Below are 13582 nucleotides of genomic sequence, written 5' to 3' on the forward strand. Positions count from 1 at the left end.
ACTATCCTTTCAGATGATGGCGAAGCAGCAGGCTCTCGAGCCAGATCGCGGCCTGGTAGAACAGCATGCCCATGAGCGTGATCACGATGAAGAGTGCGAACATCAGGCTCGAATCCATCACGCTCTGGGCGGCGATGATGGACGCGCCGAGCCCCGCCCTGCCGCCGATGAACTCGCCGACGACCGCACCGACCAGCGCCAGCACGACAGCGACGCGGACGCCCGCCATGATCACCGGCAAGGCGCTCGGCAGCTTCAGGCGCAGCAAGGTCTGGAGACGCGTCGCGCCCAGCATGCGGAACAGCTCGCGGCGCGCCGGATCGACCTGGCTCAGCCCGGTCATGGTGTTCTCCATCAGCGGGAAGAAGCAGATCAAGGCGGTGATCACGACCGTCGAGGTCATGCCGAAACCGAACCAGATGATGAAGAGCGGGCCGAGCGCGAGCTTGGGAACGACCTGGCTGGCAACGATATAGGGATGCAGCAGGCGGCGCAGGAACCCGACCTCGGCCAGTACGACCCCGGCCGCGAGCCCGACCGCGCAGCCCAAGGCGAGGCCAAGCGCCATTTCGGTCGCCGTGATCCGCAGATGCGGCAGCAGGCGCCCGCTGGCGATCTCGCTCCACAGCGTCGCCAGCACGACTGAGGGCGGCGGCACGATCAGCGCCGGCACGCCGGCAAACCGGCAATAGAGCTCCCAGCCGGCGAGCAGGACCAGCAGCAGCAAGGCCGAGGACAGGCGCGCGATCATGGCGCCAGATCCATCGCCTGCCGCAACTCGCGGCAGAGCGCGTTGAAGGCCTGGCCGTAGCGCAATTCGCGGTGGCGCGGCCGAGGCAGGTCCACCGCGATCTGATGGTGCAGACGCCCCGCCGCCATCACCGCGACGCGGTCGGCCAGATAGACGGCCTCGGTGATGTCGTGGGTCACGAACAGCACTGTCGTTCCGTGCAGGGCGCAGAGCCTCAGGAGGTCGTCCTGCAACTCCTCGCGGGTCAGCGCGTCGAGCGCAGCAAAAGGCTCGTCGAGCAGCAGCACGGCCGGTTGGGTGACCAGCGCGCGCGCAACCGCGACGCGACTTTGCTGCCCGCCCGACAATTCGCTCGGGTAGCGCTGCGCATAGCCGTCCAGCGAAACCAGTTTCAGCAGATCGAGTGCAGCCTCCCGGTCCGCTGCGCGGGGGCGGCGCTTCAGCGAGATCGGCAAGAGCACATTGTCGAGCACGCTCGCCCAGTCCAGCAAGGTCGGGGCCTGGAAGACGAAGCCGATCTGCGGACCCGGCTCACGCAAGGCGGCGCCATCGATCCTGACGATCCCCTCGTCGGGCAGGAGCAGGCCGGCAGCGAGCTTCAGCAGGGTCGTCTTGCCGCAGCCGCTGCGCCCCACCAGGCAATGGATCGCGCCGCGCGGGATCGTCCAGTCGACATGATCGACGATCGCGGGCCAGTCGCCATAGCCGTAGCTCGCCCGGTCGATGGCGACGAAGCCTTCGCTGTGCGGCTCAATCGACATAAGGCGCGAATCCGTCCGCGGCGGCTTCCGCCGCATGCTCGATCTCGGTCATGGTGACGAGGTCGAGCAGGTTGAAGCGCCCGTCATTATGCCAGCCGGCCTCGGGCGCGGTCATCGCGCCGAGCGCGCAGATGCGCGTCACGCCGACCTGCCCGAGCAGACCAGCGAGCCGGAACAGATCATCGGGTGCCGCCGCGATCCCGGCGCTTTGGAGGAAAGCCCGGAAGGGAGCGATCAGGCTGACGACATCGTCGAGCTTGTCGACGGCGACGATGGCGAGCGTCCGGTTCAGGCCACTGGGGGCCAGCGCCTGCGCGTCCTCGACATGGACGATGCTCCAGTCGTCGGAGGCGTCGCCCAGGAGGACGCGATTACTGCCGAAGGTGCGAAGCTCTTGTGCGCTACGCCAGGACGCGACACTGGTCGCCTCCTCGATCGAGAGCGCACGGCGCGGATGCTTGCGGGCGAAGCTCGCCAGTTCATGCGCGACATAGGCGGAAAATTCGCGCGGCGCGACGCGCCCGCCGCGCTCGACGAACAGCATCTGCGGGGAATAGCAGCCCTGCTGATCATAGCGCATCACGTCATAGGCGGCCTGCCGGGCGAGCGCGCCCGCCTTGCGCGTATCCAGCGCCGCACGCCCGACTATGCCGAAGCCGATCTTGTGGCCATGCGGCAGGTAACGGGCGGTGACGGGCGCGCGATCCCGGATCGCCTTCAGCGCATCATTGCCGCCATAGGCGACGATGGCGTCGGCCTCAGCCAGCCAGACGCGGTCGCCCGCCTCATCGCCGCCCTTCCACCAGACCACGGCGAGGCATTCGCCCAGGCGCGGATCGATCTCGGCCAGGATGCGGGCGAACCAGCCCGCCAGCAGCGGCTCGGCGGTGGCGACCTTGCCGATGCTCCCGGCCTTGACCAGCAGGCCCGATATCAGGCTCCAGAGCGGCAGGCCTGGAACATTGCCGGCCCAGACATGCAGCAAGAGGTCCGGCCCGAACGCCTTGGCGAAACCGCCCTTCGGCCTGGGCTGGAAATCGTCGAGGATCTGCGGATCGGCGAAATCCTCAGTCAGGAAGCGCTTGAGCTGCGGCTGCCGGAAGATCTTCAGATAGCCGGTCAGGCCGAGCCGGATCATCTCGGGATCATAGCCCGTCACGATTGGCAGCAGTCTTTCGGCCTTTTGTCGCCAGGGATCGTTTCGGTCGAGCAATCGCGCGATCGCCTGGTCGATGATCGCTGTGATCTCGGCGATGCGCAGGGTCTTGAGATAGGCGCGGGCATTGTTGCGCACGCGCGCAGCCAGGGCTGTGGCTTGCGCTTCGCTGAGCATGGGCACGCGGATCTCCGCCGCCTCGCCCCAAGCGCTGAAGTGAAGCGTCTTCCACTCCACCTCGCCGGCTGGCAAGCTAGGCAGATGCCCCGCGAACTCGGTCATCACCTCAGCCACGAGCCGCTTTCAGGAATTCCTCGACCGCCACGGAGCAGCCCTTGGAATCGGCGCCATCGACGCGGCCCAACAAACGGAAGCCGCCCGGGACGACGATGCCGGCATCCTCGGTCAGGATCGCCGAGACCGAGTTGAAATGGGCGAGATCGTGATGGACCAGCACGCCGGTCGCGCCTGCGGGCACATCCTGACCCGTCAGCGGGTTCACCACTCGGCTGCGGATCCAGTGCGGGCCCGACTTTACCGGCGGGCAGGTCTCATTGCCCCAATCGTAAAATTGGGTACTGAGCTCGGTCATGCCGTACATGTTGATGCAGCGCTCCCGGGGCACGCCGAGCGCAGCCGACAGAGCGTCGTAGAACTCGTCCGCCGCCAATTCGCGCGACTGCCCCTTGAAACCGCCGGTGTCGAGGATGCGGCTGCCCGGCGGCAGCGCAAAGCGCCGGCCCTGCCGCTGCAATTCGTCGAGCAGATGCACGAAGCTGTAGCTGGCGCCCAACAAGGCGTAAGGCTCATCGCCAGCCTCGGCTCGCGCCAGCGCCGCGAGCAGGCGCGTCGTGGCGAGGCCCGCCCCGTCGATGAAGCCTTCGCTGTCGGGCGCCCCGAACTCCCGCCGCGCCAAGGCAAGGTAATGCGCGAGCGAGGAATTCGGCATCGCCTGCTCGTCGGGGAACAGAATGCCCATGCCGATCCGGTCCGGCCCCTGCATCCTGTTCTGCCCCTGCATGAAGCGCTGCCGGAAATTCAGGATCATCGAACGGTCATAGACGGCCAGCGTCGGGTGATAGCTGCGTCCCCGCTGCCCGCCACGGGTCGTACCGCTCGTCATGAAGACGTGCTCGATCCCCTCCGTGGGGCGGCAGCTCAGCGTCAGATCCTTGAAAGCGTCGATCGGAACGGCGGGAATGTCGCGCCAGCTCCGGACGGAAAGCGGCGTCCGGCCTCTCGCCGCGGCGAAGCGGCGATAGGGCTGATTGTTTTCGAACTGGTAGGCGAAGATGCGCAGCGCCAGCCGGTCGAAATCCTCGTCCGCCGCGTCTTCCCTGTCGAAGAACTCCAGCAGGGTCGCAATGATCTGCGCTTCCGTCACGTCCATGCACACCTTCCCAGACATCAAGGCGCAATCCGGCAGGTTTCCGGTCTGCGACCCGCTGTCCGGCCAATGGCGCGAGCATGGAAAAGGGGCGGCTTGCCACCCTATGTCCCGCATCCCTACGCCGGTATGAGCCGGATCAGGTTCGGAGGGTCACCGCGTTGCTCGAAACGGGTTCGAGCCGGCGGAATCTCAGCCTCCTAGCGAGGCCCCCCTGGGAACGGGCGCACCATGACGGCGGCAGCGCGGCCATGTCAAGAATGCGACATGCCGATGGCTCGCTATCGCGGCTGACTTCAGCTCTCTTGGCTTTGAGCACGCGGCTGCGGCAAGCTGGTAATGATCGCTCCCGCCACGACGAGCAATCCAGGCAAAACGATGCTCTCGCTCAGCATCTCCTTGAAGACGACATAGCCGATGAGCGTCAGGAACGGCACGCGCAGCGTGTCGGCGGCACAGAGTTGCAGTGCAGAGCCATAACGCGACGCATTCGCCAGCGCCGTCTGCGTGACGAAACCGGCAAGCATGAGCACGCAAACCGCCGCGGAAACCCCGAGCACGTCCTCAAGATCGAAGTCGCGCGGCTGAGCCGCTCCCCCCATGTCGAGGCCGATCAAGAGCGCGCACAGATAAACCGGAAGCTGCACGGCATGCATGACGAACACGATCAGGACAACGCTCTTGCTCTCGGCCAGTCGGGCCAGCATCAAATTCGTGATCGTCAGCAGGGCGACCGCCGCGACCGGGATCAGCAGGCGCGCATCATGCGAGACGCCCTGCGAGAACAGCAGATAGGCGCTGCCAACGGCGATGAGCGACAATCCCAGGCAGGCGACGGGCCCGGGGATCAAACCCGCCACGACGAGGCCCAGCAGCGCCGCAAAGAGTGGCCCCGAGAACTCGATCGTCGCGATGAAGCCCAGGGGAAGATTGGCCAGGCTCCAGATCAACGCCAAGGACCCGATCAGATGAATCAGGCTGCGCTGGACATGATAGCCGAACTGCATCCCCGACAATTGGCGCAGGGCTGCCTTGCTCCTGAAGACGAAAAATCCGGCAAGGATGAGCGAGCCGGCGGAGCGGATCGCCGCGATCTCGACGATGCGGAAGGAGTGCGACAGATAGCGAATGGCTATCGCCACCGCGATATAGGCCAGGAAATAGGCCAGCATCCAAACCGAGAATACGATGAAACGGCGCTTCAACCAGTCCATGGAATACCCAGAAGCATTCGCTCCAGAATGGCCATCCTCACCGGCAAGGATAATTTGACCTGTCGAAAATAGCCCGCATTCGGCAGCGCGTCGCATGACACGTCGAGCTCGGAGAAACGCGGCAGGGGGTTCAGGATCAGGATGTCCGATTTCGCATCGAGGATCTTCTTGGCGGTCAGCGTGAAGGGTTCCGTCTCGATTTCCTTGTCGATAGCCTCGCTGCCCAGAGACGCATGCGCGAAGCGGCTCATGTCCTGCATCTGAATGATCAGGACGTCATGGTCCAGGGTCTCCCTGACGTCATGAACGAAGGAGACCTTGCAGCCCAGGCTCGCCAGCAACGCGATGGCTTCGCGCATGGGCGGATTGATCGGCACGCCCGGCAGGGAGCAAAGCGTGAAGCGCCGGGGCGGCGAGAGGCGCAGCATTTTCACGAAGGACAGGGCAAAGCGCGCACGCGTATCGCTCGACAGGGCAATCGACAGGTCTTTGACGTCCCCGCGCAGTTTGCGGATAGCGAAGAGATCGATCAAAGCCTGGGTCGGGTGCTCGTCGGCGCCGTTGCCGGCATTGATGACCGGCAGATAGCTCAACCGCCCGGTCTGATATGGCAGGCTCTCGGTATGCGAGCGCACCACGATCAGGTCGCTATAAGCCTCCACGGTGCGGATATGATCGTCGAGCGTTTCGCCTGTCGCGCTGCCCATCCGGCTGCGGTCGGTATCGTAGACGTCGAGCGATTGATGACCCAGGCGCAAGGCCGCGGCCTGAAAGCCCAGCCGCGTCCGTGTGCTGCGCTGGTCGAACAGGGTCGCGATCACCTTTGGCCGCCGCCTTATGAGATGAAGCCGGGCCGGCTGGTCGCCAGGCGCATCCTCTTCATTCTCTTCCGCCAGGAAGCGCTCGGCGCGCGCGAAGATATCGTCGAGATCGTCGCGCGACACGGAATCGGCGCCAAGCAGGTCCTTGCCGCTTGGATAGTTCGGCCTCTGCATGGCGCCTCGCTCCCGTTCCGGCTCTCTTACCGCGGGGACGCGCTCAAGCAACTTCCGGCCGCTTCCTCACGGCAACCGCAGCGGGCGCCGTGAGGTTCCCGACAAGGCTCATCCTGTCGGAGGCCACGCGATCCTTGATGATCGCGAGCAAAGCCTCGTCGGACATCGGTTTCGCGAGGATGTATCCTTGTATCCCATGCAAGCTGAAACCGCGCATCACGGCAAGCTGCGCTGCCGTTTCGATGCCTTCGACGATGATCGACAGCCCAAGCTTATGAGCCAGATCGGTGATCGCGGTCATCAGCGCGTTCACTTTGACCGACGAATCGATCTCATGGCTGAAGCTCTTGTCGATCTTGATGATGTCGATCGGCAGTTTGGCCAGATAACTCAGGGATGAGTATCCGGTCCCGAAATCGTCGAGCGCTATCCTGACGCCCATGGCTCGCAGCTTCTTCAAGCTCTCGATGATGTGCGGCGCATCCTCGATGAGCGTCGATTCCGTGATCTCGAGCGTCAGACGGCGCGCCGGCAGGCCCGTCTTGCGCAAAATCGCGGCGACGATCGCGACGAGGTCGTGATCGCTCTCGAACTGCCGGGCCGAGACGTTGACGCTGACACCGACATTACGCGGCCAGGCCAGGGCGGTGCGCACGGCGGTTTCGATCGCCCATGTCCCCAGGACCTTGATCAAGCCGGTGCGCTCGGCCACGGGAATGAAAGTCGTGGGGCTGACCACACCGCGCCGCGGATGATCCCAGCGCAGCAGCGCCTCGACCAGCGTGACGCTGCCGGAGCGCGGGTTGTAGATCGGCTGGTAGACGAGCTGAAATTGCCCGGCGCGGATCGCGTCCCGCAGATCGACCTCGAAAGCCAGGTGCTCATCGTGCTCGACGCTCAGCTGCGGCGTATAGACGACCAAATGGTTCCGGCCGTCCGACTTGGCCTTGTAGAGCGCAATGTCGGCGCGCTTGAGGGCCTGTTCGACAGCCAGGCCGGCCTCGGCAACGACGATGCCGACGCTGGCGGTCGCGGCGATGCTGCGCCCCTTGATCCGCCTCTGGGAGCCGATCCGCGTCAGGACACGGCGCGCGAGCTCGACCGCCTCTGTGCTCCCGCGTGACGTGACGATCATGAACTCGTCGCCGCCCATCCGCGCGGCGATATCGCCAGAGCCGAGGCAAGACGCCAGGGTCTCGCTGATCGAGAGAAGCAATGCGTCGCCCACATCATGCCCATAGGTGTCGTTGATGCTCTTGAAGTCATCGACATCGATGGAGAGGAGCGCGGTATCTTGTTTGTGTGCCAGCTGGTTCTCGATCTTGAGCAGGATCGAACGCCGGTTGTCCAAATTGGTCAGCGTGTCGCGATTGGCCAGGATCTCGAGCTCCTCCATCGTGCGATGGCGGGACACGAACATCTCGTGAATGATCTGCGTGCTGGAGAAGGTCAAAATCGTCGTCAGCGCGACCGTCAGCGCGATCAGGACATAGGCCGGCTCCAGGGTCGCAGCCAATGCCCAGGTGAAAGGGGCGCCGGAGATCAGGACCTGGATCTTCGTGATCAGGGGGCGCGAGGTGTTGCGCCCCGATATCCCCGCGAGATAGCCGATCGACTGCGCGATCGCCAGAACGGCGACCGGCTGGCTCGGATAGCGCCACAGGGCGTAGCAGCTGAATCCGGCAATGAGCGCGGCCGTTCCCCAGGCCCCAATCATCGCAAGCCGCTCGAAACGGACCGCGTCGAAGGTTGCGCCAGAGACGGCTCGAGCCCGCTCATAGAGTCTGTGGCAAGCGAACCGGAACAGTCCCAGGCAAGCCATCAGGACGGACAGGCCATAGAACACGAGATCATGGCCGGCGAGCAGGCCCGCTCCCAGCATGACGATGGTGACCGTGATCGAACCGACAAGAATAGGCCCGGGCGTGGCATAAAGCGCCGCGACCAGCTGGGCATTCATCGTATCCTGATCTTCGGGGAGCCGTGCTGCCTCAGCAACATTATTTGTGCTTCTGGACATAGGACACACTCGGCTCAGAGCCGAGTTCAACCCAGCTCGCATCATTTTGGCTCCTGTCGAAGCCTCCCGGAGAGCATCTGCCTTCAAGGTTGAATAAATCCTAAGATTCCCGCCCTCAATTCGCGGGGCATGGCTTCCAGAGAGAAGGATCACGCAGTCCGAGAGGCGCCTGATGCCGGAACGCACTCTTGCTCCCGTTCCAACTCTTGGCCCCGCTCCAACTCTTGGCCCCGTTCCGAGGGAGCCCCCGCTTTCGCTTGGGCGGGATGGGCGGGGCGCGCGAGCCCGAAATGCTCGCGCAGCGTCCGGCCGCTATAGTCCTTCCGGAACAGGCCGCGCCGGACCAGGATCGGAACGACCTGGTCGACGAACTCCTCGAACGGCCAATATGACCTCGGCTGTCGCGGCAGCACGATCCCGGCCCGTATCCGAGGCGCTGGCCGGCGATGGATAGCCGGATAACCCTGCGGCGATCGCGAGATGTTGAGCGGCGCCTTGACTTCGATCAGTACCGCGGGTCGCCTCGCCGCATCGCGAGCGCGGCTTCGGCAGAACCGCGCGACAGGCTGGCAGCCAGGCCCCCGCTCCACTAAGACTGCCCCAGGCCAGCCGCCCTGCGGCTCGCGTATTGGCCCTGCGGTTCCAAGGGGTTGTTTTCAACGCTTCAGGATCTCGGATGAACATCGATCTCAACGCGGATGTCGGCGAAAGCTTCGGTCCCTGGACCATGGGAGACGACGCAGCGATGTTCGACATCGTCACCACGGCCAATGTTGCATGCGGTTTTCATGCCGGCGATCCCGAGATCATGCGCAAGACCGCCGAACTCGCGCGCGACAAGCATGTCGCGATCGGCGCCCATCCCGGCTTTGCCGATCTGATCGGCTTCGGCCGACGTCGCCTGCCGGGCCTGACCGAGCGGGAGGTCGAGAACCTCGTCGCCTATCAGGTCGGTGCGTTCAAGGCGGTCGCAGTGCTGACCGGCTATCCGATGACCCATGTGAAGACGCATGGCGCGCTCGGCAACATCTGCAATGACGACGACGCGCTGGCGCTTGCCGTCGCACGCGGCATCAAGGCGGCCGACCCCGACGCGCTCTTCCTGGTGATGCCGGGAATGGCGACGGAGCGGGCGGCCGAAAAGCTCGGCCTGGCCTATTTCCGCGAGATCTATGCCGACCGGACCTATGACGACAGCTTCAACCTGACCGATCGCGCCAAGCCCGGCGCCGTGATCCACGATCCCGAGGAGGCGTGCCGACACGTCATGCGCATGCTCGATGCCGGCGCGGTGGTGTCGGTAACCGGCAAGACGCTCAAGGTCGGCATCGATTCGATCTGCGTGCATGGCGATAATCCCCATGCCGTCGCGCTTGCCCGCACGCTGCGCGACAGGCTTGAAGCGGCGGGCGTGACGGTGGCGCGCTACACCGCGTCCTGATCCTCAAACGCCACGTGCATCCGTCGCGCTGGTGACGCCGCCGATCAGGTTGAGCGCGAGCAGCCTTTCGCTCGTCAACGGCGCGGCCAGCGGGACGAGTGCGGAAGCAAGTCCCTCGATCATGGCCTGAAGCCGTTGCGCCGCCTCGATCGCCTGCTCGAAGGTCACGACATCGAAACGCACGGGCTCACCCGGTGGAATCTGCGCGAAGCGGCCGATATCGGCGCTGATGATGGTCGCGATCTTCGGGTAGCCGCCAGTGGTCTGGCGGTCGCGCAGCAGCACGATCGGCCGCCCGTCGCCCGGCACCTGTATCGAGCCGTCGACGATGCCGTCCGAGACGATGTTGTAGCCGCCGCGATGCGGCAGCGTCGGCCCGTCCAGGCGCACGCCCATCCGGTCGGCCTGTCCGCTGAGGCGGTAGCCGGCGCCGGTCAGGATCGCCAAGGCCTCGTCGCTGAAATGATCGTCCTGCGGACCGGGCAGGATGCGGATCGGCCCCGTCTCGCCGCCTGGAAGCTCGGGCAGGCAGTATAGCGTCGCCCCTCCCCCATGTGCCGGAATGCGAGCGCCGGCAGCGAGCGGCCCACCGCCGATGCCGGAGCGGCGGTGCATCGAATGGCTGCCCATGTCGCTCGCCATCGCGATGCCGCCCTCGACACCGAGATAGGCATAGGCTGCGCCCGGCGCGGGGCGTGCCACGACCGTGCCGCCATCGGTGACGCGCACCGCCGTGAAAGGGGCGATCTGGCGGCCCTCCACCTCCAGCGTGCAGGCCGGGCCGGCAAGCGCGATCGTGATGTCGCCCTCGGCCGTCACACGGACACCGCCGGGGCCGAGTTCCAGCGCCGCAGCGTCAGGCTCGGCCGCGACGAGCAGGTTCGCCGCTGCCAGATGGAAGCGATCCATCGCGCCCGCGGGCGAGACGCCGAAACGCTGATAGCCGAAGCGGCCGCGATCCTGGATCGAGGTCGCGGGACCGCAGGCCTTGACGATGAGCGCGCTCATGGCGCCTCGCAGCGGGCGACAGGGGCTCCGGAGGCTGCGAGTGCATCGAGCCCGGCCCATTCATCGGAAGCAATCCGCTCGAAGCGGATTTCGTCGCCCGGCGCGTAAGTGAAGACCGGATCGCGCCCCGGCATGAAGCCGCGCGCCGGCGTTCGGCCGATCATATGCCAGCCGCTCGGTCCCTCGACGGTGGAGATGGCGCCCTGGGCCCCGCCGATGGAGACCGACTGCGCCGGCGTCTTCATGCGCGGTTCGAGCCGGCGCGGGGTGGCGAGCGACGGGTCGAGCCCGCTGAGATAGGCAAAGCCCGGCATGAAGCCGATCATCGCGACGACATAGGTCGCGGCCGCATGGCGTGCGACCAACGCTTCCCCGCTGATGCCGTGGCGCGCCGCCAGATCGTCGAGGTCCATGCCGAAATCGCCGCCATAGACGACCGGCACGCGCCAGCGCCGCAGCTTGCCGCCTGCCGCGGCCGGTCTCTCGCTGAGAGTAAGAATGCGCTCCGACAAGGCCGGCACATCGGTGCGGAGAGGGTCGAGATGGATCAGGAGCGAGCGGTAGGTCGGCACAGTCTCGAGAAGGCCGGGCTGCGGCTCGGCAGCGAGCGCCGCATCGAGCGCCAGCACGCGCGCATTGACGGCAGGGTCGATCGCATCCCCGAATTCGACCGAGATGGCGGCGTCGCCGCAGCGCAGCAGGCGGGGATGGGGCAAGGTCTCGATCGTCATCCGTTTCTCGCAAAGCCTACCGGCCAAACCACGCCACGCGACATCCGGCTAAGAGCCTCGGCAATTGTCATGCACTGATGCTGCCCGGTTCAAGGCAAAACCGCATCAGGATGCGCGCAGCGACAGCGAGATCCTGAATCTCCATCGATTCCAGCGGATTGTGGCTGCCATGCGCGTTGCGGATGAAGATCATCGCGGTCGGCACGCCGTGATTGGCGAAGATCGCCGCGTCATGGCCCGCCCCGCAGGCCATCTGCGGAATAGCGAGCCCCTCCGCCTCGGCCATTCCTGTCAGGCGCATGGCGAGGCGCTCATCCATCAAGGCGGGCTCGGTGCCCGAAAGCGGCCCAAGATCGATCGAGACGCCGCGCTGCCGGGCGATCTGCGCCGCGATCTCGCGCATGAGATCAGGCGCGCGCGCCAGCAAGGCGGGCGAACGGCTGCGCAGATCGATCGAAAGGTCCACGCGCCCGGCGACCTTGCTGAAGGCGTGCTCCGCCGGGTCGGTCGCAAATTGCCCGACGGTGATGGTGAGGTCTTCGCCCTCTGCTTCCAGATCGCGCCAGAGCTCGTCGAGCCGGAGCGTGAGCTCGGCTGCGGCCAAAGCGGCGTCGCGCCGCAATGCGCGCGGCGTGGCGCCCGAATGGGCATATTCACCCCGGCAGACGACATGGCGAAACCGCGCCGAGCCCCGGATGCCGGTGACGATCGCGGCCGGCGCGCCTTGCGCCAGCAGGACAGGTCCCTGCTCGATATGCGGCTCGATGAAAGCCCCGATCTCCGCAGGGGCTAGGACGCCCTCACCCGCGCGCAAAGCGTCGAGATCCGCGCCGGCCTCTCGCATATGGACACCCAGGCTGCGATCGTCGTCGCTGCGCCTGACCTGATCGAGCTCAGCCGCCGCGAGCGCCCCGAACGCGGCACGGCTGCCTATATAGGAGGCATTGAACCAGGCGCTCTCCTCGGCCCGGATCACGACCAGAACGATGTCGCGCGGCGGCACGATCCCCGCCCGCACGATCCCGGCGATGACGGCAAGACTGGCGAGGACGCCGGCGGCGCCGTCGAAATTGCCACCATTCGGCACGGAGTCGAGATGCGAGCCGATCATGATCGCGGGCGCGCGCGTCCGGCCCCGCAAGGTCGCATAGAGGTTGAGCGCCGGATCGCGCCGGAGCGTCAAACCGAGACGCTTAGCCTCGCGCGCGATGATGTCATGGGCGATCGCCTCGCCGGGACCATAGGAGGCGCGCGTGATGCCGTCAGCGCCGCCTGTCCTCGCGCTCAGCTCATCGAACAGCCGCTCCGCGAGCGCGATATCGGGCTTAGCCAGCGGCAATGACAACTCCGATTGCAGAGCCGTCACAGGCGCGCCAGCCGCGCGACGATGCTGGCGCGCACGGCATCGAGATGGTCGCGCATCGCCTGCGCCGCCTTCTCGCCGTCGCCTTCGGCGAGCATTTTGACGATCGCGAGATGTTCGCGGCAGGTATCGGTGAAGCGTTCGGGCAGGCTGCGCAGGTCGAACATCAATGTCTGCCGGCGCAGATTGCGCACGATCGCGGCGAGCCGGGAATTGCCGGCCGCATCGGCTATGGCGCTGTGCAGCATGTCGTCGGCGCCACGGACCTCGGCGCGATCGGGCGTTTGCCCAGCTTGCGAATGGGTCAGCAGCGCCTCGAAACGTCCTCGCAGCGTCACCAGCAGCTCCGGCGCGACCTGGCCGGCGGCGATGCGAGCGGCTTCCGGCTCGAGCAGGCGGCGCACGCCGAGATTCTCGGCGAACTCCTCGATGCGCATGGTCGCGACCTGCACGCCGCGCGCACCCAGGCGAACGATCAGCCCCTCGCTTTCCAGGATCAGCAGCGCATCGCGCAGCGGCGTGCGTGACATGGCGAGCTGCTCGGCCAGCCTGCGCTCGGTGAAGAAGGCGCCGGGCTTGGCCTCCCCCGACATGATCATGTCGAGCACGGCCTCATAGGCCTGGGCGGCCAGGCTCTTCTCCGGCTCGGCGAAGGCGCCGGCGGATTCCTGTGCCTTGGCGGTTTTGCGGGAGCGGCTGGCGGTCGAGACCGCTTTCTGTGCAGGTGTGTCCAAGCTCTGTGCATTCCAGTGGTT

12 protein-coding genes and 1 riboswitch are annotated in these 13582 nt (G+C 66.0%); of the genes, 1 reads left to right on the top strand and 11 read right to left on the bottom strand.

The features are described from left to right. Position 1: 1 nt before the first annotated feature. From RMR04_RS16310 to RMR04_RS16340, 7 genes are all read right to left on the bottom strand, one after another. Complete coding sequence (locus tag RMR04_RS16310; protein WP_311915654.1) at positions 2-751, bottom strand: ABC transporter permease; 750 nt, start codon at positions 749-751, stop codon at positions 2-4. Continuing rightward, the gene (locus tag RMR04_RS16315) at positions 748-1512 is read right to left on the bottom strand and encodes an ABC transporter ATP-binding protein (protein WP_311915655.1); all 765 of its coding nucleotides are present in this window, start codon (positions 1510-1512) and stop codon (positions 748-750) included. The genes RMR04_RS16310 and RMR04_RS16315 overlap by 4 nt, the downstream gene beginning before the upstream one ends. After that, complete coding sequence (locus tag RMR04_RS16320) at positions 1502-2950, bottom strand: acyl-CoA reductase (protein WP_311915656.1); 1449 nt, start codon at positions 2948-2950, stop codon at positions 1502-1504. Before RMR04_RS16320 ends, RMR04_RS16315 begins: the two co-directional genes overlap by 11 nt. Before the next feature lie 4 nt (positions 2951-2954). Further along, on the bottom strand, positions 2955-4058 hold the full coding sequence (locus RMR04_RS16325; RefSeq protein WP_311915658.1) for a LuxE/PaaK family acyltransferase: 1104 nt from the start codon (positions 4056-4058) through the stop codon (positions 2955-2957). A gap of 96 nt (positions 4059-4154) precedes the next feature. Beyond that, a riboswitch (TPP riboswitch) is annotated at positions 4155-4281 on the bottom strand. A gap of 70 nt (positions 4282-4351) precedes the next feature. Continuing rightward, complete coding sequence (locus tag RMR04_RS16330; protein WP_311915659.1) at positions 4352-5269, bottom strand: DMT family transporter; 918 nt, start codon at positions 5267-5269, stop codon at positions 4352-4354. Beyond that, positions 5257-6264 carry an aspartate/ornithine carbamoyltransferase family protein gene (locus tag RMR04_RS16335; protein WP_311915660.1) on the bottom strand — a complete coding sequence of 336 codons (1008 nt, stop codon included), beginning with the start codon at positions 6262-6264 and terminating at the stop codon, positions 5257-5259. Before RMR04_RS16335 ends, RMR04_RS16330 begins: the two co-directional genes overlap by 13 nt. Before the next feature lie 43 nt (positions 6265-6307). Beyond that, positions 6308-8224 carry a putative bifunctional diguanylate cyclase/phosphodiesterase gene (locus RMR04_RS16340; protein WP_311915661.1) on the bottom strand — a complete coding sequence of 639 codons (1917 nt, stop codon included), beginning with the start codon at positions 8222-8224 and terminating at the stop codon, positions 6308-6310. Between the two features lie 736 nt (positions 8225-8960). On the opposite strand from RMR04_RS16340, the gene RMR04_RS16345 reads away from it, so the two are divergent. Beyond that, positions 8961-9725, top strand: coding sequence for a LamB/YcsF family protein (locus tag RMR04_RS16345; RefSeq protein ID WP_311915663.1), 765 nt, complete (start codon positions 8961-8963; stop codon positions 9723-9725). 3 nt (positions 9726-9728) lie between these two features. On the opposite strand, the gene RMR04_RS16350 is transcribed toward RMR04_RS16345, so the two are convergent. From RMR04_RS16350 to RMR04_RS16365, 4 genes are all read right to left on the bottom strand, one after another. Next, complete coding sequence (locus RMR04_RS16350; protein WP_311915664.1) at positions 9729-10733, bottom strand: 5-oxoprolinase subunit C family protein; 1005 nt, start codon at positions 10731-10733, stop codon at positions 9729-9731. Continuing rightward, positions 10730-11464, bottom strand: coding sequence for a 5-oxoprolinase subunit PxpB (gene pxpB / locus RMR04_RS16355; protein ID WP_311915665.1), 735 nt, complete (start codon positions 11462-11464; stop codon positions 10730-10732). The genes RMR04_RS16350 and pxpB overlap by 4 nt, the downstream gene beginning before the upstream one ends. Positions 11465-11531: 67 nt before the next feature. Continuing rightward, positions 11532-12803, bottom strand: a complete 1272-nt coding sequence (locus RMR04_RS16360; protein WP_311915666.1) for a Zn-dependent hydrolase — start codon at positions 12801-12803, stop codon at positions 11532-11534. Between the two features lie 23 nt (positions 12804-12826). Then, positions 12827-13561 (bottom strand): GntR family transcriptional regulator, encoded by a 735-nt coding sequence (locus tag RMR04_RS16365; protein ID WP_311915667.1) that lies wholly within the window; start codon positions 13559-13561, stop codon positions 12827-12829. Between the last annotated feature and the right edge of the window lie 21 nt (positions 13562-13582).

The sequence above is a fragment of the Bosea sp. 685 genome (assembly GCF_031884435.1).
Lineage (GTDB): Bacteria > Pseudomonadota > Alphaproteobacteria > Rhizobiales > Beijerinckiaceae > Allobosea.

What these genes read in the sequence shown, in the direction of transcription:
- RMR04_RS16310 (WP_311915654.1), bottom strand. Translation starts at nt 751, where the DNA reads ATGATCGCGCGCCTGTCCTCGGCCTTGCTGCTGCTGGTCCTGCTCGCC.
- RMR04_RS16315 (WP_311915655.1), bottom strand. Translation starts at nt 1,512, where the DNA reads ATGTCGATTGAGCCGCACAGCGAAGGCTTCGTCGCCATCGACCGGGCG.
- RMR04_RS16320 (WP_311915656.1), bottom strand. Translation starts at nt 2,950, where the DNA reads ATGACCGAGTTCGCGGGGCATCTGCCTAGCTTGCCAGCCGGCGAGGTG.
- RMR04_RS16325 (WP_311915658.1), bottom strand. Translation starts at nt 4,058, where the DNA reads ATGGACGTGACGGAAGCGCAGATCATTGCGACCCTGCTGGAGTTCTTC.
- RMR04_RS16330 (WP_311915659.1), bottom strand. Translation starts at nt 5,269, where the DNA reads ATGGACTGGTTGAAGCGCCGTTTCATCGTATTCTCGGTTTGGATGCTG.
- RMR04_RS16335 (WP_311915660.1), bottom strand. Translation starts at nt 6,264, where the DNA reads ATGCAGAGGCCGAACTATCCAAGCGGCAAGGACCTGCTTGGCGCCGAT.
- RMR04_RS16340 (WP_311915661.1), bottom strand. Translation starts at nt 8,224, where the DNA reads ATGAATGCCCAGCTGGTCGCGGCGCTTTATGCCACGCCCGGGCCTATT.
- RMR04_RS16345 (WP_311915663.1), top strand. Translation starts at nt 8,961, where the DNA reads ATGAACATCGATCTCAACGCGGATGTCGGCGAAAGCTTCGGTCCCTGG.
- RMR04_RS16350 (WP_311915664.1), bottom strand. Translation starts at nt 10,733, where the DNA reads ATGAGCGCGCTCATCGTCAAGGCCTGCGGTCCCGCGACCTCGATCCAG.
- pxpB (WP_311915665.1), bottom strand. Translation starts at nt 11,464, where the DNA reads ATGACGATCGAGACCTTGCCCCATCCCCGCCTGCTGCGCTGCGGCGAC.